Source organism: bacterium (genome assembly GCA_037128595.1).
Lineage (GTDB): Bacteria > Verrucomicrobiota > Kiritimatiellia > CAIKKV01 > CAITUY01 > JAABPW01.
This window is the reverse complement of record JBAXWB010000024.1, coordinates 37,376-62,917: the sequence shown is the minus strand read 5'-3', so window position 1 is coordinate 62,917 and position 25,542 is coordinate 37,376. Positions and strand designations below refer to the sequence as shown.

General features: G+C 58.7%; 16 protein-coding genes. 10 read left to right on the top strand and 6 right to left on the bottom strand.

Features of this window, described 5'->3' with window-relative positions:
• Window positions 1–261: 261 nt before the first annotated feature.
• The gene (locus WCS52_14235) at window positions 262–1,338 is read right to left on the bottom strand and encodes a DUF1573 domain-containing protein (GenBank protein ID MEI6168337.1); all 1,077 of its coding nucleotides are present in this window, start codon (window positions 1,336–1,338) and stop codon (window positions 262–264) included.
• Window positions 1,339–1,734: 396 nt separating this feature from the next.
• On the opposite strand from WCS52_14235, the gene WCS52_14230 reads away from it, so the two are divergent.
• Window positions 1,735–4,797 carry a glycoside hydrolase family 2 TIM barrel-domain containing protein gene (locus WCS52_14230; GenBank protein MEI6168336.1) on the top strand — a complete coding sequence of 1,021 codons (3,063 nt, stop codon included), beginning with the start codon at window positions 1,735–1,737 and terminating at the stop codon, window positions 4,795–4,797.
• Window positions 4,798–5,003: 206 nt separating this feature from the next.
• Here the strand turns inward: WCS52_14230 and WCS52_14225 are convergent, their stop codons facing one another.
• The 5 genes from WCS52_14225 to WCS52_14205 all read right to left on the bottom strand — a co-directional run bounded on the left by WCS52_14225 (window position 5,004) and on the right by WCS52_14205 (window position 9,437).
• A complete protein-coding gene (locus WCS52_14225) occupies window positions 5,004–5,534 on the bottom strand; it encodes a LysM peptidoglycan-binding domain-containing protein (protein ID MEI6168335.1) in 531 nt (176 codons plus the stop codon).
• Between the two features lie 499 nt (window positions 5,535–6,033).
• Complete coding sequence (locus WCS52_14220; protein MEI6168334.1) at window positions 6,034–6,738, bottom strand: DUF1638 domain-containing protein; 705 nt, start codon at window positions 6,736–6,738, stop codon at window positions 6,034–6,036.
• A gap of 148 nt (window positions 6,739–6,886) precedes the next feature.
• Window positions 6,887–7,669: a nucleotidyl transferase AbiEii/AbiGii toxin family protein gene (locus WCS52_14215; protein ID MEI6168333.1), complete on the bottom strand. Its 783-nt coding sequence runs from the start codon at window positions 7,667–7,669 to the stop codon at window positions 6,887–6,889.
• Window positions 7,666–8,283, bottom strand: coding sequence for a hypothetical protein (locus tag WCS52_14210; protein ID MEI6168332.1), 618 nt, complete (start codon window positions 8,281–8,283; stop codon window positions 7,666–7,668). The genes WCS52_14215 and WCS52_14210 overlap by 4 nt, the downstream gene beginning before the upstream one ends.
• Before the next feature lie 140 nt (window positions 8,284–8,423).
• Entirely contained in the window at window positions 8,424–9,437 is a 1,014-nt protein-coding gene (locus WCS52_14205; GenBank protein MEI6168331.1) for a LacI family DNA-binding transcriptional regulator, read from the bottom strand.
• 265 nt (window positions 9,438–9,702) lie between these two features.
• On the opposite strand from WCS52_14205, the gene WCS52_14200 reads away from it, so the two are divergent.
• The 9 genes from WCS52_14200 to WCS52_14160 are packed head-to-tail and all read left to right on the top strand — an operon-like array spanning window position 9,703 to window position 25,533.
• Window positions 9,703–13,677 (top strand): PQQ-binding-like beta-propeller repeat protein, encoded by a 3,975-nt coding sequence (locus WCS52_14200; GenBank protein MEI6168330.1) that lies wholly within the window; start codon window positions 9,703–9,705, stop codon window positions 13,675–13,677.
• Between the two features lie 9 nt (window positions 13,678–13,686).
• Entirely contained in the window at window positions 13,687–15,354 is a 1,668-nt protein-coding gene (locus WCS52_14195) for a hypothetical protein (protein ID MEI6168329.1), read from the top strand.
• The gene (locus WCS52_14190; GenBank protein MEI6168328.1) at window positions 15,351–17,033 is read left to right on the top strand and encodes a hypothetical protein; all 1,683 of its coding nucleotides are present in this window, start codon (window positions 15,351–15,353) and stop codon (window positions 17,031–17,033) included. The genes WCS52_14195 and WCS52_14190 overlap by 4 nt, the downstream gene beginning before the upstream one ends.
• On the top strand, window positions 17,030–18,028 hold the full coding sequence (locus WCS52_14185; protein ID MEI6168327.1) for a prenyltransferase/squalene oxidase repeat-containing protein: 999 nt from the start codon (window positions 17,030–17,032) through the stop codon (window positions 18,026–18,028). Before WCS52_14190 ends, WCS52_14185 begins: the two co-directional genes overlap by 4 nt.
• Window positions 18,025–18,750 (top strand): hypothetical protein, encoded by a 726-nt coding sequence (locus WCS52_14180; protein ID MEI6168326.1) that lies wholly within the window; start codon window positions 18,025–18,027, stop codon window positions 18,748–18,750. The genes WCS52_14185 and WCS52_14180 overlap by 4 nt, the downstream gene beginning before the upstream one ends.
• Before the next feature lie 3 nt (window positions 18,751–18,753).
• Window positions 18,754–20,142, top strand: a complete 1,389-nt coding sequence (locus tag WCS52_14175) for a MoxR family ATPase (GenBank protein MEI6168325.1) — start codon at window positions 18,754–18,756, stop codon at window positions 20,140–20,142.
• A gap of 32 nt (window positions 20,143–20,174) precedes the next feature.
• Window positions 20,175–21,092, top strand: a complete 918-nt coding sequence (locus tag WCS52_14170; protein ID MEI6168324.1) for a DUF58 domain-containing protein — start codon at window positions 20,175–20,177, stop codon at window positions 21,090–21,092.
• Window positions 21,089–23,098, top strand: coding sequence for a VWA domain-containing protein (locus WCS52_14165; protein MEI6168323.1), 2,010 nt, complete (start codon window positions 21,089–21,091; stop codon window positions 23,096–23,098). The genes WCS52_14170 and WCS52_14165 overlap by 4 nt, the downstream gene beginning before the upstream one ends.
• Entirely contained in the window at window positions 23,095–25,533 is a 2,439-nt protein-coding gene (locus WCS52_14160) for a hypothetical protein (protein ID MEI6168322.1), read from the top strand. The genes WCS52_14165 and WCS52_14160 overlap by 4 nt, the downstream gene beginning before the upstream one ends.
• The last annotated feature ends 9 nt before the right edge of the window (window positions 25,534–25,542 follow it).

The window sequence follows — 25,542 nt, the reverse complement described above, 5'->3', positions numbered from 1 at the left end:
AGAAAAAATGTTGCGGTATTTTTATCCCGCAGTCGCGGGACCAAAAATCCCGCAACGGGGTTCTGGTTAATTTAAAGAAATACAGGCTGGTTATTCCTTCCCGATGTCCGGGGAACACCGTTTTGCGATTTTTCATGGATGGGAGTCCTGTGCGTGTCTATTTCGTGAAATTCACAGACCCACCCATCCATGACAAATCGCAAAACATTTTTCCGCACCTGTCCCGATAATCTTTTGCTTCGCTGGATTTCCCCTATTTCCTCAATTAGTGGTGAAGTCCCTCTTTTCTGCGGTCCTTGCAGGTAATGGTAAGCCCTCGTTGCGGGCAGTCAAGACTTTGAGGGGAATCAGGATTTCCTTCATGGAGTCGAGATCCGTTTCAATCCGGATCGCCTTTCCATCCAGCCCCGCAAGGGCCCCCCAGGTTTTAACCTCCAACCGGCTGCGATCGGGTCTCACGGGGAGTACTGAGTTCGTCATCCCGTCCCCGGGCAGCTCAACCTTCAGCACTTTGAAGGACTTGCCCGCGGGGGACCAGAGATTCACCCAGACCGTTTTGGGCACATTGGTGCCCGAGGCGACCAACAACAATGAGGCGGGCGCCGCCACAATATCTCCCGCCACAAACCCGGCCACAGGAATGGAGAGCACCTTCATCTGGGGATGATCGGTCTCCACCTCGACGGCGGTCATGAACGTCCCCGGTTTTCGCGGTCCGTCACAGACGACCTTGATCAGATACTGGTGGCCCGCCTCACGGGGTTCAACGGTTACTGTCACATGCGGGGAAGTCGATTTAGCCGACAGGACCTGAAAGGAATTCGTCGAAACCGCCGTCAGCAAGACCTCCCGCTCAAGCCGCCCTTCCGCACCAATGGTTCCAAAATGGAGCCCCTCCGGCTGAGCCTCGATCGGGACGATCACCACGCCGGTGAACTCCATCCTCACCAACCGGTTACCGGGATCATCGGTCTCGGCGATAATCGACTTCGCCTGACGCCCTCGCCGTCCCTTGAAATTAATCACGGCCTCCACCGTAGTGGACTGCCCCGGGGCCATCTCATTGGTGGCGGCCACCGCCGTGGTGCACCCGCACCCGGCCCGCACGGCCAGGATCTTCACCACGCGTTCCCCTTGATTGGTCAGCACATACTGATGATTCACGACCGCATCGGCATACACCTCCCCAAAATCAAGCAGGGGATTCAGGCAAACCACACCCGGCGCATTGGTGGGCTGGTTTACGACCTGACTCACCTCCACCTCCGCGGCGACACACACCCCATTGATCGCCCCCAACAACATCACGAGCCCTGTTGACATCAGTTTTGCATGCATACATACCACCTTATTGAAAAGAGGAAGACTTCACCACTAATTTAAGAAATGGAAGAAATCCAGATCCGGACGATGAACTGAAAATGTGGCGTTAATTTTTCCACATGAGTACATGTGGAGAAAATAAACGCCACGGTTTCCTGAAGGAATTCGTTGAGCGGGAGGAGTCGTCAATTCTCGCTCCTCTTTCTTTGAAAAATTCTCCAAAGAACCGTGGCGGGATTTTTCATTCAGGTACTCCGGAATTAAAAATCCCGCCACATTCTCTTTTTTTGAATTCTCTGGATTTTCCCTATTTCTTCAATTAGTGGTGAAGTCCCTCTTTACGGGATACTGAAAATATGGACTTCAAGCCATTGATGAGATAGGGTCAACGGAACTATTTAGGAAAACATCATGACCAAATCATCACACGCCTCTGTCCGGGACTGGGAAAATCTTCAACTGCTTCATCGCAACCGCGAAGCCGCCCGCGCCACTTTGATCCCCTTTGCGAATGAGGGCAACGCCGGCTCAGGCGATCGCCTTCAGTCCCCGTTCTTTTCCCTGCTCAATGGGGATTGGCAATTTGACTATTCCCCGCGGCCGGAATTGACCCCCGCCGGGTTCGAACAGCCGGGGTTTGATGCCTCGGCCTGGAAATCCATTCCGGTCCCGGCCAACTGGCAGATGCACGGTTACGACAAACGGGTGTACACCAATGTAAACTACCCCTACCCCATTGATCCCCCCTTTGTTCCCAATGAAAACCCCACCGGCTGCTATCGGCGGGAATTCACCGTCCCCGCCCAATGGCAGGAGCGGCAGACCTTCATTGTCTTTCAGGGCGTGGATTCGGCATTTTATGCCTGGGTCAACGGACAGCCCGTCGGCTTCAGCAAAGGCAGCCATATGCCGGCCGAATTCAATATCACGCCGTACCTGAAGGCCGGCCCAAATACCCTGGCCGTCAAGGTATTGAAGTGGTGCGATGGCAGCTATCTGGAGGACCAGGATTGCTGGCGTCTCTCCGGTATCTTCCGTGACGTCTACCTGCTATCCGTCCCCGACGTCCACATCCATGACGTCTTCGTGCACACGTCCCTCGACAAGCAGTACCGCCATGCGACGCTGGAACTGGACATCACGCTTCGCAATTTGACGGCCGCGGCCACCGGCAAACACCGTGTTGACGTCATCTTGACGGACGATGAGGGACAGACCCTGGTTGATCAGCCTGCGAGCGACACACTCATCGTTAAATCAAAAGCCAGCACGAACCTGAAATTCCGCGCCCCTGTGTCCTCGCCCCGGAAATGGACGGCGGAAACACCCGCCCTCTACACCCTATTATTGACACTACGGGATGGCAACGGGGCCGTTCTGGAAACCCAGCGCCTGCGCGTCGGGTTCCGTCAGGTTGAAATCAGGGCGCAACAGCTTTGGGTCAATGGCGTCTCCATCAAAATCCAGGGGGTCAACCGGCACGACACCAATCCGGACACCGGCCATGTGGTGACCCGCGAGAACATGCTTCAGGATATTTTCCTGATGAAACGCCACAACATCAATACGGTACGAACCTCTCATTATCCCAATGATCCCCAATGGCTCGAACTCTGTGATGAATATGGTCTGTACGTGATTGATGAGGCGGATCTGGAAACCCACGGGTTTGGCTACGATGCCCCGGATATCCCGCCCCGCGTGCCCGCCTGGAAAGCCGCCTTCGTTGACCGGGCCATGAGACTGGTCGAACGCGACAAAAACCATGCCTGCGTGATCATGTGGTCACTGGGCAATGAGGCCGGGTTCGGACCCAATCATGTGGCCATGGCAGACTGGATCCGCCAGCGCGACCCCTCACGCCCCATCCACTATGAGCGGGACGATAAGGCGGTCTGTACGGATGTGTTCAGCCAGATGTATACGAACATCCCCAATCTCATCAAAGAGGGCCAGAAGAAGGAGCCCAAGCCCTTCATCCTCTGCGAATATGCCCATGCCATGGGCCAGGGGCCCGGCAGTCTCAAGGAATATTGGGAGACCATCCGCAAGTACCGCCGTTTGATTGGCGGCTGTGTCTGGGAGTGGATGGATCATGGCATGCGGATGAAAACCCCGGAAGGCATTGAATGGTTTGCCTACGGCGGAGATTTCGGGGACATCCCCAATGACGGTAACTTCTGCATTGATGGCTTGATTGCGCCCGACCGGACTCCGCACACCGCCCTGATCGAACTCAAGCACATCCTGGCACCGGTACAGGTGGAGGCGGTGGATGTCAGCGCAGGCCGGTTCACGCTCACCAACCGCAATGCCTTCCTCAATCTGTCGTATCTGGATGTCGTCTGGACGCTGTCCCGCAACGGGGTCATCGCCCAACGCGGTTCGCTCGACCCGCTTGACGTTCCCGCCGGAAAAAGCACCCTCGTGATCCTGCCGGTCAAGCCATCGGCCATCGCCGCCGGAGGCGAGGTGCATGTCACCTTCACCTTTACATTGAAGACGGCCACCCCCTGGGCGCCCGCCGGCTACGAATTATCTGTAAATCAGCTTGAGCTCCCGTCCCGGAAAAAAGAGTGGCTCGCCACCGCGGCGCGCCCGACCTCGTCGGTTAAACTGGTGGAATCTTCTACCGGACTCGTCGTGCAAGGCGAGGCGTTTAACATCGAGCTCGACCCGTTTGACGGCTCCATCCGCGATTGGCGCTGGAAAAATCAGCCACTGATCGCCGCCGGGCCCAAGGTCCAGTTATGGCGTGCCCCCACCGATAATGACAATCGCATTTCCTATGAATGGCGAAAGGCCGGCTATAACCGCCTGGTTCCACGTATTGAAAGCCTCAAGACCCGCGTGGTCAAGGGAACGGCCGTGGAGATAGTGGTTCAGAGCGTTCTGGCGAGTTATCAACTCTCACCCCGGTTCCGTCTTCACCAGACCACCACCATCGAGGGATCGGGCGAGGTAACCCTGACCGTCCGCATCAGCCCAATCGCCAAGGACCTCCCCCCGCTTCCCCGCTTCGGGCTGGAGTTCATGATGCCGGCCGGATTCGAGCAAGTGGCCTGGTACGGGCGCGGCCCCCACGAGAGCTACGCCGACCGCAAGGAACGCGCGCATGTGGGTATTTATACCGGAACGGTTGATGGGCAATATGTGCCTTATGTGCGTCCCCAGGAAAACGGAAACAAGGCCGACGTCCGCTGGCTAGCGCTTACCAATAGCCAAAAAGCCGGCTTATACATTACAGGGGATCAGCTGCTGAACGTCAGTGCGCTCCACTACACGGTGTCCGATCTTTGCACCAGTCGACATACGCACGAACTCACGCGCATCGCTCAAACCGTGGTGCATGTGGATCATCTTCAGGCCGGACTGGGCAGCCAGAGCTGTGGGCCGGCTCCTCAGCCCCAGTATCTGATCACTCCCAAGCCGATGGAGTTCACGGTGCTGTTGAGACCGGTTGGAGAAAAGTAAGGCGAAGAAGGTCTTCAATGAAGAAACTTTGGGGTTCCTGACCTGAGCGAAGCACAGGTGGCAGCCGACGTCCTCGGCGGCTGATTGCCGGCCAGTGCGTGGAATCGTTCGCCGGGGACGTCGAACGCCACCTTGCTGAAGTCAAAATGAGGTCTTTTTATGAAAAACCTGCAGTCTGATTTTGTTTCAAATCAGAAGTGAACTCCTCACTTCGGAATGAACAACTTCTGGCCGACACGCAGGGTATCGGACTTCATGGAGTTGGCTTTTTTGATGGAACTGGCGCTGACCTTGTAGGCCGCCGCAATCGCTGACAGGGTTTGGCCGGATTCGACCACATGCTCCACTCCAGTCTGGGAGCTCCCCCGTCCGGAGGATGATTTCCCGGAGGAACCACTGCCGGAAGAACCGACAATGGAGGCCACCTGGTTGACGATCTGTTTACGGTCCGAATCGCGGGCCGCCGCTAACGACTGGACTTGCCGCTCCAGCGTATCCAGCCGGTTCCGCACCACGGTATCCTCCTTGGGCGCCCCCTTCATGGAGCCGATGTCACGCTGGAGGTTCTGCTGTTCCAGCTCGAGCCCGTTGATCTTCTCCTGGATGCGTTGCACATTCTCGCGCAATTTCTCCATATCCGCCTGTTGCTGGGCCATCGTATTCTGATCCACCATCGTCACACAGCCGCTGCTCAGCAGCAGCCCCACGCCCAACAATCCACATAAAAATATTTTCATGAATTTTCCTTCGAGTTATATCCGAACATCAGGTTAACGACATCCCCATTCAGAAGTCAACGTTTAGCAGGCGCTAATAACAACATTTCCATGAAAAAGACTTCACCACTAATTCAAGAAATAAAAGAAATCCAGATCCAGACGAAAAAATAAAAATGTTGCGGCATTATTAATTCGGGGTGCCCGGTCTATTGGATTACACGGGGACGTGTTATGGTCTTCCCCGAATTCAAAATCCCGCAACGGTTTTTCTGGGGACATTAAAGAATAATAGCAGGACCAAGTCCTTGAGCTTCCTTATTTCCCCTGATGTCCGGGAAACACCGTTTTGCGATTTTTCATGGCTGGCAGCACATGAGGTTTTAACGGAGGCTATAATTGATCCCAGCCAGCCATGACAAATCGCAAAACATTTTTACTTTTCGTACCAGCCCGAACTGGCTATTCCGGATTTCCATAATTTCTTCAATTAGTTGAAGTCCCTCTTTTCGGCGGCGCCTCAGGTCTTCAACACCTGTTCATCATGCGAGGGCATAATGGCCTGGCCGGGCTCCACGATCAAAAACCGGTCCGCATCCCATTGGCCATTCACAAAATCCTTGATCAGCGAGGGGTCACCAGGAAGCTCATCACATTTCCACCCCAGCCACTGGGCACATTCATGAGTGAACTCCTTGTGCCGGACAGTATCACCGACTCCGAGATCCACGTAGGCGGCATTGTTATATTCCTTCATCCACCCCTGCTCCATCTCCATCAGGTAATCGGCATTCTCCTCGCCGTACTTTTCCGTATACTCCTTGCGCAGCAGATCATAGCGCCCCTTCCCGGGCTGAACCGAACACTCGACCCAACCCGGCGTGTACCAGTAGGTCCCCGGATGCGCATCAAAATAGGTCCGGTACCGCTCCTTGGACCCCAGGAAGAGCGTAATGCAGTCATGGGCCTTGGGAATGATCATTTTCTTATTGCGGGAAACCACTCCCGCCGCCCCATTGCTGCACAGACCATAGCCCAGGAGAATCGCGTCACACTCTTCCGGCGCCTCATCGACCGCCGCCTGCAGCTGGACCTTGAGCAGTTCAGGGGTATTATGCAGCCCCTGCTTGATGAAATTGAAGGTAAAGAAATGGGGCGACTGGGAGGCGAAATAACACAACTCCCGCCACAATACATGACACGCAATCAGATGATATCTCGCCATATTTCCCCTTGTTTTCATCAAGATACTGGCACACAAAAAGAGAATCAAGCGGGAACGTGGGGCTGCCCCCGTGACTGTTAAACTCAAACGAAAACAGCAGTCCGAGGTAAACATACCCGGGCTGCATGAGATAGGGGGGGGGATCGGGTCACAACGACTGGATGAATTCGCGAACGTGGAGAATGCGATTACTGTTGTCCCGGTTGAATAGCAAATGCTCGAAATCCCTCTGTTTCTTCCGCAAATCGATGGACGCGAGCGAAGTTTCCACGGCCGCCTTCAGTCCCTTCAAATCACCAATACCGTTGCGCGCTTCGAGAAACGTATAGTCCGGCATGGTTCGCGATAACAGAAACATGACATCGTAATAATCCCTGCCTTTACCCCTGGCCAACATGGCTGAAATCTTCATCGCACAAAGCACCGCATCTGACGGAACCGGGAACGAGAAAAAGAAACCACACCCTTTGATAAATCCCATGATCGGTTCGTAGTGAATCTTTTGATCCTGTGATTCCAGTTTCAACATGAAACGCTCATCCTTGTGCCCGGATAACCCCAGCTCAAATAGCAACTCGGGGAAATAGAGACTGCTCCGGAATGCCGTCAGGCGGCTTTGGTCCTTCTCCCTGACCTCGACCTTGAAGCCGTTACGACGAAGAAAAACCTGAACCTCACCCGTCATCCTCCCGAATTCTTCCGCCGGAAAATTCTTACAGTCGAAATCCAAATCTTCAGAAAACCGGTCAATCCCCTTGACCAGTCGCAGGTTCGCTCCCCCGATGAACGTCATTTTGCGAATATGCGGCGTCGTCGCCAGATAGTCGAGAACCAACAACTGGACATATTCCTTGAGAATATGCTTTAGAAAGCCCGCATTCCCGCTCAAGGCGGCGGGGTAGAAATTCCTGATCTGCTCTATCGTAATCATAAATCATAAACCTTGGATAATAAGCGCACCCGCTTCTCAAGTGCGGCACAATGAAAGCGTGCCGTCAGCGATTCCCATTCCGGCCGATTCAACTCCTCGCGCAAAAGCTCACCATCAAGCCGCAGATTTTTCAACTCCTGTTCCGTGTTGTAGAAGGGATAAAGATACAGCAGATCCAGCAAGGCCTTTTCGCGGGTGGCGAACCCCATCGCGCGACCGCCTTCCAGTGGGCGCGGTTCGTAACCGAACATCAGGTCTTCCCGGACGCTTTTGTACGAATACTCTCCAAAGTCGTTCTTGAACACCGCCGTCTTCAATGAAGTCACGCTGGTGATCTGGGTCACGGCCTCGGGAATCAACCCGTAAAACGAGAGCGCTGAGTGCAGGCTGATATAAGATGGATTGTAGATACGCCCCGCGAAATACATCGCCATATCCGGTTTTCCCCGGTACTCCGGGAAGGCATAAAGCCCCTGCCGCAATCTCACCAGGTAACCCCTCTTCGTCCATCGGACAAAGTTATTCCGGTCAAATCCAGGCTGCCAGGCATATACCTGATGGATGCTGAAGCACCCTTGATCAAACAACTTATTCCTGAACTCAATCCACCCCATACTATATTTCCTTAATGCATTAGATATAATGCATATCAGAAATAGATGCAAATATATTCAGCTTTGTCGGTGTAAAGATTCGCCTGTGCCCGCCGCAGGGCGAGGTAATACCGGGCTGCGTCAGCAGGAAGCGTCCTAGCTCAGACGTTGGGAGCCGGCCCGCATGACTCCCGCATCATGAGTTCGGGTGCCAAGACAATCTTCTCCAATTTTCCGGAAGGGCGATCCCCGGCCGTCACCGCCCGGAAAGCACTTTCGACCATCGCCTCCATCGGTTGGCGAATCGTGGTCAACGCCGGGATCATCAGGCGCGCCATCGGAATATCATCCATCCCCGCCAATGAGATATCCTGCGGCACCCGCACCCCGCACTCATACAGCGCCCTCAGCACCAACTGGGCCAGGGCATCATCGGACACAATCAAAGCCGTGGGCCGCCGCAACGGATCCTGGCAGAGCGCTTTCACCGACGCCCTGAGCGGCCCTTCCGACGTCCGTGGGACCTCGATAAATTCGATGGGCAAATGGCGGTTCTCCTGCAGCAACTCCCTCATGATCGCCGCACGCCGCCGGTTGGGGGCCGAGTCATCGCCCACAAACCCGAACCGGGCATGCCCCAGTCCCACCAGCATACGAACCAAGGCATCCAGCCCTGCCCGCTGATCAAAGGCCACCTGCTGAACGCCGGGAACAACCTCCCCCGTGCAGATCTGGACCACCGGCCGCCCTTCTGAAAGAAACAGTCCGACCGCCTTGGGGGTAAAATCGCTTCCGCACAGGATCAATCCATCGGGCCGGAACTGGCGCAGCAGAATCTGCCCCTCGGCTTCCCCCTGGGACGCTTCCCAGCCGGATAGCAACAGCGCATACCCATCCCTCACGGCCAGCCGCTGCATCGTGCCGATCATGTGTCCGAAAAAAGGGTCCTCGAAATTTTTAACCACCACCCCCAGCGTCCGGGTGGGCCCTCCTTTTAACGTCAAGGCCGCCGCACTTGGCCGGTAATGACAGGCCGCCGCCGCCGCCCGGATCTTCTCCGCCGTCGCCGGGGCCACCCCGATCTTCTCTGAATTCCCCGTGAGGACCCGCGATACCAATGCCTGTGAAACGCCCAGACGCCGGGCTATATCCTTCTGGGTAATCGCGCTTTTCATCCCCCCACGTTGACATATTCCCCTCACAGGCGTCAATCTCATGCGAATGAGAGGCCTCACCACCCGTTTCCCGATGAAGCTGATGAGAGGGCTCCTCTTTGAAATATTTCACGCGTCAGAATAAATTTACAGAGCCCCCGATTTTATTTATAATAACCCGATTGTGAACAGGTTGAACGGACAAAAGCGTTGTGACGGCCATCTGGATGTATTAGAATTTCATGTGTATAATCAAGTGGTTCAATGAGGAAAACACCATCCTGTGATGAGGCTAATTTCACATAATCGCTGTCCGATCGGGATGGCCCTGTTGCTCGCCCTCAGCACTCTGCTTGTGGGAAATCACAACGCAGAGGCGGCCCGGCACAAAACCAAGACCAAGGCCAAACTCAATCCCCCTCAGGAGCTTGTGACCGAGGCGCCGGCCTGGTGGAACAACATGACCGCATCCGCTCAGGATGGGTCCTTGCGGCCAGCCCTCGAGAGTTGGTTGCGGAAGGAACTTACCCCGCCTGTGCGTAAGACCTTGTATGATGCCATGGAGCGGACGATCGTGACCGCACCGCCTGAGACCCGGAGCAATCTGGTGAGCATCATTGCTCCCCTCTACATGAAAACCTTGCTGGAGCGCTGTGATACCCAGCAGGCAACTCACTTTCTCAAGTCACAGGACGCGATCCTGACCGCCAGCCTTCCCTTCCAGACGGCCATGTGGCGCTTGCAGTTAGCCATCATGACCGGCAATAGCGAGCAAGCGGGACAGTCACTGGCCAAGGCGATTCTTGCCAATCCGGCCTATACCAATTCAACCGAATACCTGAAAAGCAAAGAGACCATTTTTAAACTCAACGCAAACACCGCCCTGCCGCTCACCATGGATCTCACCCCGCAATCGGTTCCGGATGCCCTGGATGCCTTTGCCCGCAGTGGCGACACCAACCGCCTCTGCACGTATCTGAAGGAGGTGTTGCGCACCCGTAATGAAAACGCCCTTTCGATGGAGGGGGATGCCTCCTTATTTATCGGATCCAAGCCCTATTACCGTCAGGTGCTTGCCAAATATGCCCCCCTTTACGACACCTGGCTGAATCAGGAAATCCTGAATCTCAGTAAACAACCCTCCCGTCAGGCTGACGCCGCCCGCCTTTCACGAATCGCCCGGCTCACCCCCGCTGGCGACACCACCGGCCCCGACTCCGTCGGCCCCTCCGCCGCCGCCCCGCTTCAGTCCTCTGGCTTCATCCCGCTGGTGGACATGACGCCCGGAACCGTGGAGGTCAGCGAGAACCATTTACGGTTTATGACCCAAGGGGACTCGACCCCCATCCCCGTTGCCTCCCTCTCCATACGTGGTGGACAAACCTGGCTATCCAACTCACGAATGTTGACTCGCCTCCAATCGGGACGCGTCCTCTGGAGTTGGGCGGCCCCCCTGCAGCGCATCACCGAATCGGACAGCACCGAGGCCGCCCCGTTCCATCTTCTGGGAAAAACCCAGCCAGCGGTGGCGGGATCGGTTGTGGCGATCAGCGCCTTAATCCAAAATGCCGCGCTCTGGGTGGTTGGACTTGACCGGGAAACGGGCGCGTACCGGTGGGGCTGGCATAGTGATTCTGCCACCGTCGCCAGTGATCCGGCCTCCTGGGGCACCAACCGCCTGGTCGTCATGCAACTCTCCGGCCAACCCGCCCGAGCGGAACTGGTGACCCTCGACGCCGCCACCGGCAAAAGCCTGCTCACCCTACCGGTCAGTTCAAGCCAAACGCCCGGGAGTAAAACGTCCGCAGGCGCACTGGTATGTAACCAGGATTCCTCATGGAAACTTCCTGCCCCCACCATTGTGGGTGACAGGGCCTACGTGTCATCCTCCATGGGATTGATCGGGGCCATCAATTTAACGGATGAGAGCCTCCTCTGGCTTCGCAATTACACCCGTTTTGAAGATCCCGCACTGATGGGCCTGCGCCATCCGGCCAGCCCGGTCGTGGGGCGCACCGCGGTCCTGTTTGCCCCCTGGGACTCAAACAGCCTGTTGTTAACTGACAAAACTTCGGGAAAGTTACTGGCGCTCCGCACCGATCTCCCTTGGTGCGAGGTGGCCCCCTGCGGCCCGGATCATGCGTTGATCACCACCCCGACCACGACCCATCTGGTGAGCCTGACCGATCTCAAGGACGTCAAGATGCTGACCGGCCGCAACTCCCGTCTGCTGCAAGCGGTTCGCGAAGGATGCCTGATCCTGGCCCCCGACGCCACCACCAGCCTGATTCAGCCCAACGGCTACACGTCCATCCTCTCCCCTGAGTCTGATGAGGAACAGATATTGGGCTGTGACCCGGAGGGAAACTGGTATGCCGCAGGGGGCCCGGGCTTGCAGTGGTGCGGCGTCAAAATGGGAGCCACCGGAACCCTTCCCGCCCTACGCCATCCCCAACTGAATCTCCCCTCAACCTGTACCCTGACCGACGGGCTCCTCCTCTCCACGAATGGCGCTACCCCCCTGGCCCTGGCCGGTCAGATCCTGACCCCCGCCACCACCGCGCTCTCACCCCGCTGGGAGCTTCCCACGCCGGGCAATCCTCACGGCGTCCTCGCCCTGAAAGACCGGGTGATCATGGCCCATAGCGGCCGTCTATGGATTTATGATGCCCAGTCCGGCGACCTGACGCACACCTTGCCGGAGGGCACGGCAACCACCCCGAAGCTATCAGACCTCTTCCCCGGTCCCGGCTCCCCGGGCTTTGCCCTCGGACAGGACGAGGCGCCCGAGCTGGCCCTATGGGAACTGGATGCCAATGGCCACTTCACCGGCCCGCCGGTTGCCCGGATGGATAAAGAGTTCAGCTACCGGCAATTCGAGCGCTTTGCCATCCTTTCCAGCCCTAGCCACATTTCCGCCATTGTCACAGAAGCTTACTGGGGCCAGCCCTCCTCCATCTGGACGGCCCCGCGTAAACCTGAACCAGCCATCCTGACCGCCACCAAAGCCCCCCCATGCAACTATATCTGGGTCTCGAGCGACGGTTCACAGGGGGCCGCCGTTATGCCCACAGGCTGGTTTTACACCATCGATGCCTCGGGATTTCATGACGGCCGAACTGAATTCCTTCTGAGCCAGGACACGTGGCAATCCAAGGGCACCTGGAGCTCCGGCAACCTGATTGAGTCCAGACGTGACGCCGACTGGACGGAATATCTGAATCCCATGACAGGCACCATTTTCAACCCGAAAAAACAGAATGTCCGGCCCTCCGCCGTCATCGGCACGCAGGTGTATGGCATTAAGATTGACGGGTTTAATATCCACCCCTTCACGTACAACGTGCAGGGCGATAAAGCCGCCATTCAGGGAAAACCGCTTCCGCCATGGGCGGCCACCCTGCCCTTATCCGGCCAATGGCAGGCCAGGGCAACCCTGAACGGGGGCACCCCGATGCTGTTATTGATGCCCCCGCCCCTCGATGCAAATTCAGATAATATGCACCGGATGAGAAAGCAGACCTTAATCAATCTGCAACCCCCGCCACGCAATGACGGAGTGGCCATTGTTTGGGCCAACGCCGCCACCCAGACCGCGTACCGAGTGCCCAACATTCCGCGCGAGGCCCGGATATGGAGTACCCCCCAGGGGCTGGTCAACATTGCAGGCACCTGGATGAGTGCCACCCAGTGGGAAACCGCACTGCATCTCAGGGATTCGGTCCGGACCTGCTCCGCCACATCGGGCGCAGTAACCGTGGATGGGTTCCTTTCCGAATGGTCGACGAATGAGTTCTTCAGCATTCCCAACGGCACGATGGCCGTACGGATGAGTGCCGAAAACGAACTCGCCATCGCCGTGAAAATCACCAACCCCCGTCTGGCGGAACAACTCGGCATCAAAGGCCTTAACGGCCAACTCGAACTGTCCGCCCTGCCGGATAACGAAATTTTCTTCGGGGAACCCCCTTCCCTGTCGCCTCAAGCCCCCCTCACGCAAGGAACTGTCACCGAATTTTATCTATCCTCGAGGTATCTGAAAAACACGAAAACCGCCACGTTCGCCTGGACGGTTCACCCCGACGGGAAAACCTGCCAGATTGAGGCCATCGTCAAAGACATTCCCGTTGAACGTGAGTCCCGCACTGCTCAGCCTGTGGGCGTCAGAATGCTCTGGTATTCCAACCCGCTCGAGCTACCCGTAAATTTAGTTAGCGAAACTCCCTTTGGTCCTCTATCGTACGTGACGGTAAAATTTTAAACAGGGATCATGGCGACCAAACCCACAACTTCAGCGATTGACTCCGTGGCCTGGCTGCAGCAGCAGCTTCGCGTCGCGGCACGCCGTCATCAGGTCCTCGAAACCGTCAGCTTTGCCGCCACCGCGGGCTCCCTGGCCGTGGTGAGCTTCGGCTTCTATTTTCTCGCTGATTTCCTGGTGCGCTTCCCGGGGTTTGTCAGAATCCTGCTGACGCTCGGACTGCTGGGGGGCGGCGGGTATTGGGCGGCGAAAGTGGCCCGTCGGTGGATCATCCCCTACCGCACCCTCGACGCCACCGCCCGTGCCGTCCACCGGGCCGATGAAGCCGCAGGCCGGAAATCCCACTCCCTCACGATTTCCGCCCTTGAATTCGGTGAACGCCCCGCCATTCCCGGTTCTACCGAACTCAAGAATGCCGTGATTCAATCCGCCCGCGCCCAGGCGAATGACCCGGCCCTGGCCCGCCTCTGCTCCCCGCTCCATCTCAGGCTCATGCGGCATACCCTGACCGCGGCCGTGGCCGTGGCCGTTGTCCTGACGCTGACTGGATCCTATACGAAACTTTTTGCCCGCCGCATGCTCGGCCTTTCCGGGCAGTACCCCTCCGCCACCCGCATCGTGCGGGTCGACTGGCAGCGCCTCGCCTCCGCACGGGAGGACTATCCCGTCTCGGTCACCGTGACCGGCCGGATCCCCGGCACCGCCATGATGACGATCACCCCTGAGAAAAGCCGGCCGTTCACCCTCCCGATGACGATCCAGAGCAACGGCACCTTTTCGGCGACCCTTCAGGGACCGGAACAATCCTTCTCATTCACCTGCACCCTGGGGGATGCCAGCACAGATCCCATGCCGGTGATTATCCGGATGCCCCCCTCCGCCCGGAGTCTGGCCGTCAATATCAAACCTCCAGCCTACACTCAACTCCCCACCCGCGAAGAAACCGGCCCGGTAATCAGCGCCCCGCAAGACAGCCTCCTGAGCTTTACGGTCACCCTCGACACCCCGGTTGCGACCTGCACCCTCACCGGCGAAGGCCGGACTTTAGGCTGCACCCGGACCCCGGAGGGCACCTGGACCGCAAAAGCCATCCTCACCAATTCCTGGAATTTCAGTGTCTCGTTGACCACCTCCGAAAAACTCACCCACACGGACCCGACCACCCGGCAGATCCTGATTACGCCGGACGTCAGCCCGACCATAGAATTGCGCAATCCGAAACCCAACAGCGTGGTCGCCCCCAACAGTCTGCTGGTATTCGATATTCTCGCCCGCGACGATTACGGCCTCACGGAGGTCGGCATCAATTATTCAGTGTATGAACAACGGAATAATAACGATGTCAAAGTCAAGCAAGGCACCTTTGCCCCCCCTCTCAAACAACCTGCTGGACGGGAGGCGACCCTCCATCTCATCAAACCGGTGGCCGAGCTCGGCCTGAACGCCGGACAGCGGGTCGTGTTTACCAGCTATGCCCTCGATAACCGGCCGGCCCCCAAAACCCAGACGGGCGAGTCGGATCAGGCGCCGGTGACCGTCGTCACGCCGGACGAATTGCGCCGGATTCTCGAGACCGGCTTACAGCAGACCAGTGATTTGCTCCGCAAAGTCAGCGAGGATGAACGCCGGCAAAGCGAACTTCTGCGCCAGCGTTTATCCACTAAGGAGAAACCGTGAAATTTTCCCCTCCGATCCTGCTCGTGGTGGCCCTGGGGCTCTCGCCGGTTTTTGGCGAAGATGATTTCCTGCGCGATGCCGCCCGCAGTGACGCAATCATGAAGGATGCGGGCAACCAGCTCGACAGCCTCGCCCGTGAAATGGAAATCAGCAATGTGTTCGCCCCCTCTGACATCATCTCCAATCGCCAGGTCGCCGCCCAGCTGACGGCGACGCGCAATACGGATATGAAGAATGTCCTGAGATCCCTGGAACTCAGCCAACTGCAAGCCACCAATCTTCATACCCATCTGAGAAGCGCCGAGGCGGGCCACCGGCGTATCGCCCGGTCGCTGCTTGAAATGGGCAACCGCCTGGGCGTCGGCCAGGGGACCGACCTGCTGTCACGCGACAAACTGTTAGGCCTCAAGAAAGAAGTGGAGGCGTTGGCCGCCGAAGCCGATGCCGGCAAGGCGCTCACCGAAGACCAGCAACGGCGGGCGGATGATATGGCCCGTGAGTTGAGGGCCACCGAGAAGGCCGTGAACAATGCGGAAGCCGCCAAGGCCATGGACCAGGCGGCCGCCAAACTTGAAACAGGCAAACCGGAGGCGGCCGCGGAAGAAATCAACAAGGCCCTGGCCTCACTCGACAAGGAGTCGAATGCCCGGGAAAATGAAAGCGCCGCCGCTGAGGCCAAAAAGAATGCTCTTGAAAAAGCCGCCGCCCAATTGAATGCCCTGGCCAAGCAGGCCCAGACCCTGGCAGACAATCCCACCACGCCCAAAGCGGGAGACATGGCCCTGGACATGATGATGAAGGCGGAAGAGGTCGCCAAGGCCTTAGCCGGCGAACAACAGAACGCGGAAGCGGACACCGTCCGCTCCGCGGAGAATAACCTGCAAAACAACGAGTTCAGCAAGGCGGCCGCCAATCTGGAGGCCGCCGCTCAGGCGGCGTCTCAACAGGCGAAAGCCCTTTCGGCCCAAATGGAAAAAGCCCTGCAGGCCCAGTCCGAGGCGCTCAAGGCCCTGGCCAACGCCGCCGCTGAACTCGCCGCCCTCCAGGCGTTGCAGGAGCGGATTGACGATGCCGCCCAGGACCAGAAGGAGGCGTTAGCCACCGATGCGAATGCCGGGGAGGCCGCCCAGAAAACGGCGGACAAAAACAAACGGGCCGATCAGGCGGATCAGCTGGCCAAAGACCTGCAGGCCGCCAGCATGACCGAACCCGCCCAGGATGTGGGAAATGCAAAAAATGAGATCACCAGCGACCAGGGAGCCAAAGCCCTCAAATCGCTGGAGAGCGCCAGCCAATCCATGGCCTCGGCCATCAAGAATGCGGAAGCCAAGATGAACGCCCTGATGGCTCAAGCGCAAGGGGCCCCTCCCCAGCCGGGTCAGCCCGGCCAACCCCCGCCACCCGGGCAGCCGGGTCAGCTACCTCAACCCGGTCAGCCAGGGCAACCGCCTCAGCCAGGTCCGCCCACCGGCCAGGACTCACAGGACACCAAGGACACCGAAAGCAAGAATCTCGCCGCCGGCACCACGGAATCAGGCGTCCTCCCCGCCGAACAGGGAGCCTGGAAATCAAACCTGACTAAAAATGAACGGCAGGCCCTCCTGTCGGGTCAGCAGGAAAAAAGCCTGCCTTCCATGACGGAAGATGTTAAACGTTACTTCCAAAACCTTGCCGAATGAATACCCTTTTAACTCAATACTTGCGCAGCCTGACCCTCATCGTCATGGGGGCCTTCACCCTCACCACCAGCCGGGCTGAATTCATCTTTGATGCCGAAGTGCCCCTTGAGCCACAAGTGGAAAAAGCCATTGAGCGCGCCCAGGACTGGCTGGCGAAAACCCAGCAGCCCAACGGGTCATGGGGCACCTGCAATGGCGTGAATGCCATGTCACTGATCGCCCTGATGATCAACGGCGGCACACCCGGCCACGCCAAATATGGCAACAAAATCGCCAAGGGCATCGATTTTCTGATCACCAACCAGCAGGGGAACGGCTATCTGATTGTCGGGCAAACCGGCGACATGTACCAGCACGGGCTCTCCACCATCGCCCTCGCGGAAGCCTATGGCATGACCCATAATCCCGCTATCCGCGAAAGCCTGACCAAAGCCATTGCCCTCACCTTGAAGGCGCAAAACTCGGCCGGAGGCTGGCGCTATAAACCCGTCCCGCTGGATGCCGACCTTTCTGTCACCGTGATTCAGGTCATGTCCTTGCGCGCCGCCTCGGACACCGGCATCTATGTCCCGCGCGATGCGATCGATTTCGGCATCAAATATGTGAAGCAGAATTGGAGTCAGAAACAAACGGGCTTCGGCTATACCTCGTCTGACAAAGTCAGTCCCCGCATGACGGCGGCCGGCACCGTCTGCCTCTATTCCTGCGGACTGGAAGAGGATCCCAGCATTCCCCTGGCCATTCAATACCTCTCCCAGAACATCACCTATGATGCCAAAGGGCATGATCGCATGGCCTGGTATGGCCACTACTATTCCTCGTTGGCCTTCTATCACCACGGGGGTGACGCCTGGAAAACCTACTACCCGAAAATCTGCCAGCACATTCTGACGAGTTGGCAGGAAAAGGGCCATTTCGAGGATCCGCTCACGACGGCCTGGGGCATTCTGGTGATGGGAACTCCCTACCGTTATCTACCCATTTATCAACGATGAACTCACCCACACCATACCGACTCCTCTGCCTTCTGAGCGTCTTCGCGGCCTTGACCCTGCCGGGCTCTGCCGACACCCTCACCCTGCAGAACAAGGCCACGCTCACCCGGCCCATCACCCGCCTCACGTCCGCCGGGGTCATTCTGGACAAGAACCAGATGGTCTCCTGGACCAATCTGGCCAGCCTCGTATTCGACCGCCCTCCCTTGCAGGCTCCCGGCCAACGCCTGCTCCTGCGGAATGGCATCGGCCTGTGCGGCATCCTCGCGCGCACCACCCGCGACACCCTGACCTTCCGCAGCATTACCGCCGGCGAACTCACCGTCCCCTGGAGCGAGGTGACCGCCATCCGCTATGGGCAATCCAACCGGTTTCCCGATGCGGTCAACCTCCAACCCGGTGAAATCCTCGTGGTGTTGAATAACGACGAGCGCAACAAGGGCACGCTGATGGGTGCCACTGATCAGCAACTGGTGCTTCGTACCCCCGATGGCATGAAAAAAATGGCCACGGAAAACATTACCTGGCTGATCGCCTGCCCCACTATTTTCGCTTCCCGTAATGTCGTGATACTGCTTCGCAATGGAGACCGGCTCAATGGGCCGGTCCTCTGGAATCAAAATGAATTTTCGGTCACAGTCAATGGCCGGACACTGAACATGGACCAGGCCGCTATACGGGCCATTATCAATCCCGGGGCTGCCCCACAAGAGAAGGAATAACCAATGGAAGAAGAAATCAAAGTAGAGTGCGCCTCGTGCGGAGCTCATTATCTGGCACTGGCTAGCGACCTGGCGGGAATCACCTGCGTCCGTTGTAAAGGAACCGAGTTTCGCGCCATCACCTCGGCCCCCGCTCCCGCCGCTCCGACTCCGCCTTCGGCGCCCGTGCCCGCGCCCGCACCCAAACCTGCTCCCCCAGCCCCCGCGCCTAAGCCCGCTCCGGCTCCGGCCCCGGCTCCAGCGCCTAAGCCTTCACCTGCGCCCGCCCCAAAACCACCTTCGGCGCCCACTCCGGTCCCGAAACCGGTCGTAGCCCCCGCACCCACTCCTAAACCGGCCCCTGTTCCGGCATCCAAGCATGCCGCGGCACCCGCCCCGGCGAAACCTGCCTCAGAAGCCACCGTTGGAACCAGCGGAATGCCTCTGAAGCGCTTCAGGGAGCTGCATGCCGGCATCCGAACCGAGCTGGCCAAAGTCATTGTCGGTCAGGACGAGGTCATTGAGGAACTCCTCGCTGCCGTCCTGTGCGGCGGTCATTGTCTGCTGGAAGGCGTTCCCGGCCTGGCCAAGACCCTGCTCATCTCATCACTGGCCAAAGCCATGAGTCTCTCCTTCAAGCGGATCCAGTTCACCCCCGACTTGATGCCGAGCGATATCACGGGAACCGACGTCCTTCAGGAGGATCCGGTCACTGGCGAACGCAAGTTCAAGTTCCTGCAGGGCCCGATCTTCGCCAACATGCTCCTGGCAGATGAAATCAACCGGACCCCGCCCAAAACACAGGCTGCCATGCTGGAGGCCCTTCAGGAAAAACAGGTATCGGCAGGCGGAACCATCCATCGCCTCCCCTCCCCGTTCCTGGTGCTGGCCACCCAGAATCCGCTGGAACAGGAAGGCACCTATCCCCTCCCTGAAGCGCAACAGGATCGATTCCTCTTCAAGGTGTTTGTGGGCTATCCCACCCGGCAGGAAGAGCATGAAATCGTGCGCCGGGTCACCAGCGCCAATTTCGGCGACATCAACCCGGTCTGTTCGGGCGAGGAACTGATGGCCCTCCAGCGCTCCCTCACCAGTGTCCCGGTGGCGGATGCCGTCGTGGAGTACGCCAACCGCCTGACCCGCGCGACGCGCATCAAGACACCGGATGCCGTTGAGGCGGCCACCCGCTGGCTGAGCTGGGGCGGTGGCCCCCGGGCCACCATCAACCTCGTGATGGCCGCCCGGTGTATGGCCGTCATCAGCGGACGGGCCGCCCCCTCCTGTGATGATGTGGCGCGCGTGGCTAAACCCGTGTTGCGGCACCGCATCGCGCTCAACTATGTGGCCCGCGCCGAGGGGCTCTCCACGGATGAAGTCATCGACAAGATTGTCGCTGTGGTGCCTAAACACTAACCTCGCCTACACTCGTCCGGAGACGGTCATTTATGTCGGAGCATCCCCAGCATCTGGTCAAATACTTGAACCCTGACGCCGTGTCACGTATTGCGGCGATCGGCCTCAAGCCGTCCCAGCGGGTGGAGGGGTCCCTGGTGGGGAACCACCGCTCGCCGTTCCACGGCTTCGCGATTGAATTCGCAGGCCACCGGCAATATGTGCCCGGGGATGATCTGCGGCATCTGGATTGGCGGTTGTTCTTCAAGTCGGGCCGCTATTATACCAAACAATACGAACTGGAAACCAACTTCGTCGCCCACCTGCTGGTCGACATCAGCTCCACCATGACGTTCGAGCACAAGCACGGCCGCAAATGGGACTATGCCGCCTTCATGGCGGTCACGCTGGCCAACGCCGTGGTGGCCCAGGGCGACCAGACCGCCGCCACCCTGTTTGCCAATGACATCGTCGAAACCATGCCGCCCAGCGGCGCCGAGGAAGCGGGCATCACCCTGTCGCGGCTTCTCACGCACACCCCGCCCAAGGACCAGACGGCCATCGGGCGCGTCCTGACCCAGATCGCCGAACAGATCGGACGCCGCAAGGTGGTGTTCGTGATCAGCGACTTCTTCGGGGATCTCGACAGCATTTTCGACGGCATCCGCCGCCTGCTGTACAGCCGGAATGAAGTCATCCTCCTCCACGTGCTGGACCCGCTGGAGATGGACTTCACCTATCCCGGCCGCGTCGAACTGATTGAGCTGGAAGGTCAGGGACGGATCAAACTGGAAGGCCGGAACATCCGGGACAGCTATAACGCCCTGTTTGCAAAATACCTGGCGGAGATCAAAACCCGCAGCCTCCAGCTGAACGTCGATTACATCCGCTGTATCACCAGCGAAAATTTCGGGATTACGCTGTCGGAATACATGAACACCCGCATCCTCACCCGCGGAGGCCGGCCATGAGTCTGCTTAACCCCCTGGCCCTCTGGGGCCTGCTGTTTATCGCCGTCCCCCTCCTGCTCCTGCTTTTGCTGAACCGGAAAGTGCTCGTCCTGCCGTGGGCCGCCTATGCCTGGATGCAGGAGGCCGTGGTGCGCCAGCGCAAGGAATACGAGCTGACCGACCTGCTGAAACTGATCGCGAAATGTCTTCTACTCCTGGCATTAACCCTCTTCAGCGCCCGGCCTTTTCTGACCACCCAGGGCCAGAATGGCAACCTGATTATCGTGGTGGATAATTCCCCCAGCATGAATGCCCTGCTTGACCAGGGAAGCCGCCTTGACCAGGCCAAAAAGATTGCCGCCGAGACGATTGAGCACCATGAGGGAGCCGTCGCCCTCTACACCTTCGGGGCCACGCTTGAGCCGGTCCTCGGGAAATTCTCACAGGACAAGGGCGCACTGAAGGATCGCCTCTCCCGCATCCAGGGAACCGCCGGATACGGAAATGCCGAACGCATGCTGACGCAAATCCGGGGCCTCCCGATCTTCCCGGATACCGCCCGGGTACTGGTTCTGGGTGACTTTCAGCAATCCTGGCTGGGAAATGGAACGGTCCTCCCCCGCATCCTGGAAACCTACGGGGCCGGCTTCCCCATGATCTGGGCACAGATTGATCCCCGGCCTCTCCCCGGGAACGTGGCCCTCACCGGCCTCTCCATCAGCCCGGATGGCGCCTTTCCCGGCCGGCCGACGTTCCTGGAAGTGGAGCTCCAAAACGGATCCTCGGTCGCCACCAGTAACCGTGTGCTGACCCTCTGGATCGATGACCGCGCCATTCAGCGGCAGATGATCCGGCTGGAGGGCGGCGAAAAACGCCGCCTCCCGTTCACCACGATTTTCAAGACCTCCGGCTGGCACACGATCAAGGCCGAGCTGGATAACGACACGCTCCGCACCGATAATACCCGGTACGCCGCCATCAATATTCCGCCGACCCTGAATGTCCTCTCCATCGTCCCCGCCACCTCACCGGGCGGTCCCCCCGCGGATCTCTATATCAAAGCGGCCCTGCGCGGCATCCTGCCGAGTTCCTGGCTCACCTACCGCAGCATCTCCACACTGGAACTTGACTCCATCCCGCTCGATGGCGTTCATATCCTGCTGAGCTTCGGCATGCCGCTTGAAAAGGGAAGTCCCCTCTCCCGGCAACTCCTGGCCTTCACGGAGCGCGGCGGCGGAACCGTGGCCTTCCTGCCGGCCGTGCATCAGGGCGAAGCCAATGCCACACCATGGGGGTCCGTGCTGGCCCCCACGAATGCCTGCACCCTGAATCCGCGGGCCCTCCAGAATACCTGGGCTGAATTCCTGAAGGAACCCGGACTTAAGGCGGAGTCGATCCGCTTCAAGCAAACGGCCATCCTGACCAATGTCCCTCCGGAACAGGTCCGCCTGACCTCCACCGCCGGCACGCTGGCGGCCATGCGGTCCGTGGGACGAGGGCGTCTGGCGGTGGTCGGCTTTGTCCCCACCCCCAAACACACCTCGCTCCCGTTCAACCCCAATTTCGTGCAGTTGATCCTGAGGATGATCTGGGACATCCGGGGCTGGACGGCCCTGCGCTCGGATAACGGACAAGTGAGCGAATGGCAGATTTCCGACCTGCGGCCGGATCGCACCTACACCCTTTCCAGTGGCAAGGAGATCAACAAAACCGTCCCCGTTGAGGGCGTGGGCAAGGAGGCCCGTCTCCTGCTGCCGACCGATCTGCCCCAGGGCATCTACACCCTCCGCGAAGACGGCATCGAACGAAACCTGTTCGGCCATAACGGGGATACCGGGGACAGCCAACTGGACCCGGTGACGGCCGGGGATCTGGATGCCGCGATCAAGCGGGGCCTGATCTATGCCGACGCGACCAATATGGATAAAATCCAAAGCCGGCGCGATCTGGGCTGGCTCATGTTTCTCCTTCTCATGGCCGCCCTGGGCCTGGAAGCCTACGCACACTTTTTCAGGAAACGCCGATGAACCATATCCTCTACTGGCTGACACAGGATCCGAGACTGCTGGGTGCGGAAACCCTGCTGCATGTGGAGATCCAGACACGATTCCCGGGCTGGATCACCCTGTTTGCCCTCATTGCCGCCGTAGCCCTGGCCATCACCTGCTACCGCCGCGTCCCGAATCTTACCCCCCGACAGCGCCGGGTATTAACCACCTTGCGGGCGTGCGCATATGCCCTCATGATTTTCATGCTGGCCAACCCCATTCTCAAGGTGGAAGGCGAAGGCTGCCCGACGGGCCCCCTGCCCATTGTCGTGGATCGCACCGAAAGCATGAGCCTGGAAGACGGTATAGCGGGCCACTCACGCCTGAAGGCCGCCCAGGCCATCGCCAATGCCCTGACGGCGGCTCAAGCGGCCACGCCGTCACTCCAGCAGGTTCAATACCTCTATGGCACCGAGCTGACTGCCGCGCCGCCTCCTGAGAAAGGGAGCAGCCTGCCCCCCGCCTTCACCGCCGAAGGCCTTCGCACCTCGCTCCGCGCCCAGATCGAGGGAGCCTTCCGGGAGCACCGCGGTAATTATTGTCCCGGCCTCCTGCTGATCACGGACGGCGCCAATAATGTCCCCGAGACATTGGATGCCACGCTGGAAAGCCTCGTCCAACACCAGACCCCCGTCTATGCGGTGGCGATCGGCCGGGCGGATGCGGCTGATATCGCCCTGGACGAAATCCTCTGCGAGGACATTATTTTCGTCAACGAAAAGGCCAAGTTCTTTATTAATGCCCATCAATCGGGCTTTAGCGGACAACCTATACCCATCAAAGCCACGTTGGGCAGTGAAACCTCCGTATCCACCAACGCCACCACCGATCACGACGGCGAATGGTCCTTTGCCTTTGAGATCACGCCGCACACCGAAGGCGTCCAGGAACTGGTGGTGGAAGCCCCGCCCAATTCGCGTGAAGTGACCACCAAGAATAACGTCATCAAGCGACGCGTCCGGGTGATCCGCGACCGGATCCGGGTCCTGATGATCTTTGGCCAGCCGTCGTGGGAGTACCGTTATCTCTGCGGCGCCTTCGAGCGGGATCGTCGCGTGCAGAACCGGGTGTTCCTGCAGAGTATTGATCCGCGTATTTTCAAGGGAGGCTCGCCGCTTTATCTGGAGACCCTCCCCACGACCCGGGACGAACTGTTCAGGAAATACGATATCGTGTGCCTCGGCCGGCTGGATGTCCGGACCCTCCCGCCCGGGTTCATCAGCCTGCTCAAGGATTTCGTCATGGAGGATGGCGGCAACCTGGTGATCCATAGTGATGGGGCCAGCCTGCCCTTCAGCGCCAAAAACACCCTGCTGGAACCCATGCTCCCGGTGCGCCTGCTCTCGGCCATCGGGGACAGCTCATTCTCCCAGGAATTATTCAAACCGCTGGATACGGCCTACCGGTTGGAACTGGGTGATGAGGGTCAGGGCCACCCCCTGGTGACGTTCACCCCGAACATCGCGGACAACCGGAAGACCTGGGCGGACTTTGTGCCGGTCTATGAACTGGCCACGCAGGTGGAGCTGAAACCGTCGGCGATCCCGCTGGTGAATGCCAAGGCGGACGAGAACAGCCCCCGTTATCCCGCCATTGCCTACCACAACTATGGGCGGGGCATGGTCCTCTACATGGGCTTTGACTCCACCTGGCGCTGGCGGAAAATCTATGGGGACCGTTATTTCCGCGATTTCTGGGGAAAAGTCGTCCAGTTCATGGGCCTCCCCCACCTGTTGCGGGAATCCGCACAAGCCCGGTTGATTCCCGACCGCCTTGAGGTCGCCCTGGGCGAGCGCGTCCAATTGACCGGGATGATCCGCAACCGCGACTTCTCCCCGTTCCTGGCCGAATCGATCGAAATTACCAGCCAACTGGAGAAGGGCGAAGAACGACACCTCAAATTGGAGGGATCACCCGACCGGCCTGGCATTTTCAGGGGATCCTTCTATCCGGAAGCGGAAGGGCGCTGGCAGATTCGACTGCCGGCCGAATTCGAGGCTGAACCGGTTGAAATCACCGCCATCAAGGTGAACAGCGAATTCATCAATTCCACCATGCGCCTGCCCCTGCTCAACTCCATCGCCGAAAAAACCGGAGGCGCGGTCTTTGTGCCCGGCACCCTTCCCGCCGGCGTCACTCCCTATGACGCAAAGTTCACCCCTGCGGCCCGGGACCGGGCCACCGCCCTGGCCAACGACCGCATGGTCCTCGAGAAAAACGGCAAGGATCCGTTTGCCGATTCCGGTTATGTCAAGGCCATGGCCACCCATATCCTGAAAACCATCGCCGACCAGAGACCGAAACAACCGGTGACCGTCGAACGGTCGCTCTGGGACTGGATTGGCTTGCTGATTCTCGCCGCCACCTTGTTCTGCGCTGAATATTTCTTCCGGAAAATCTGGTATCTGGACTAAGCGGCCTGT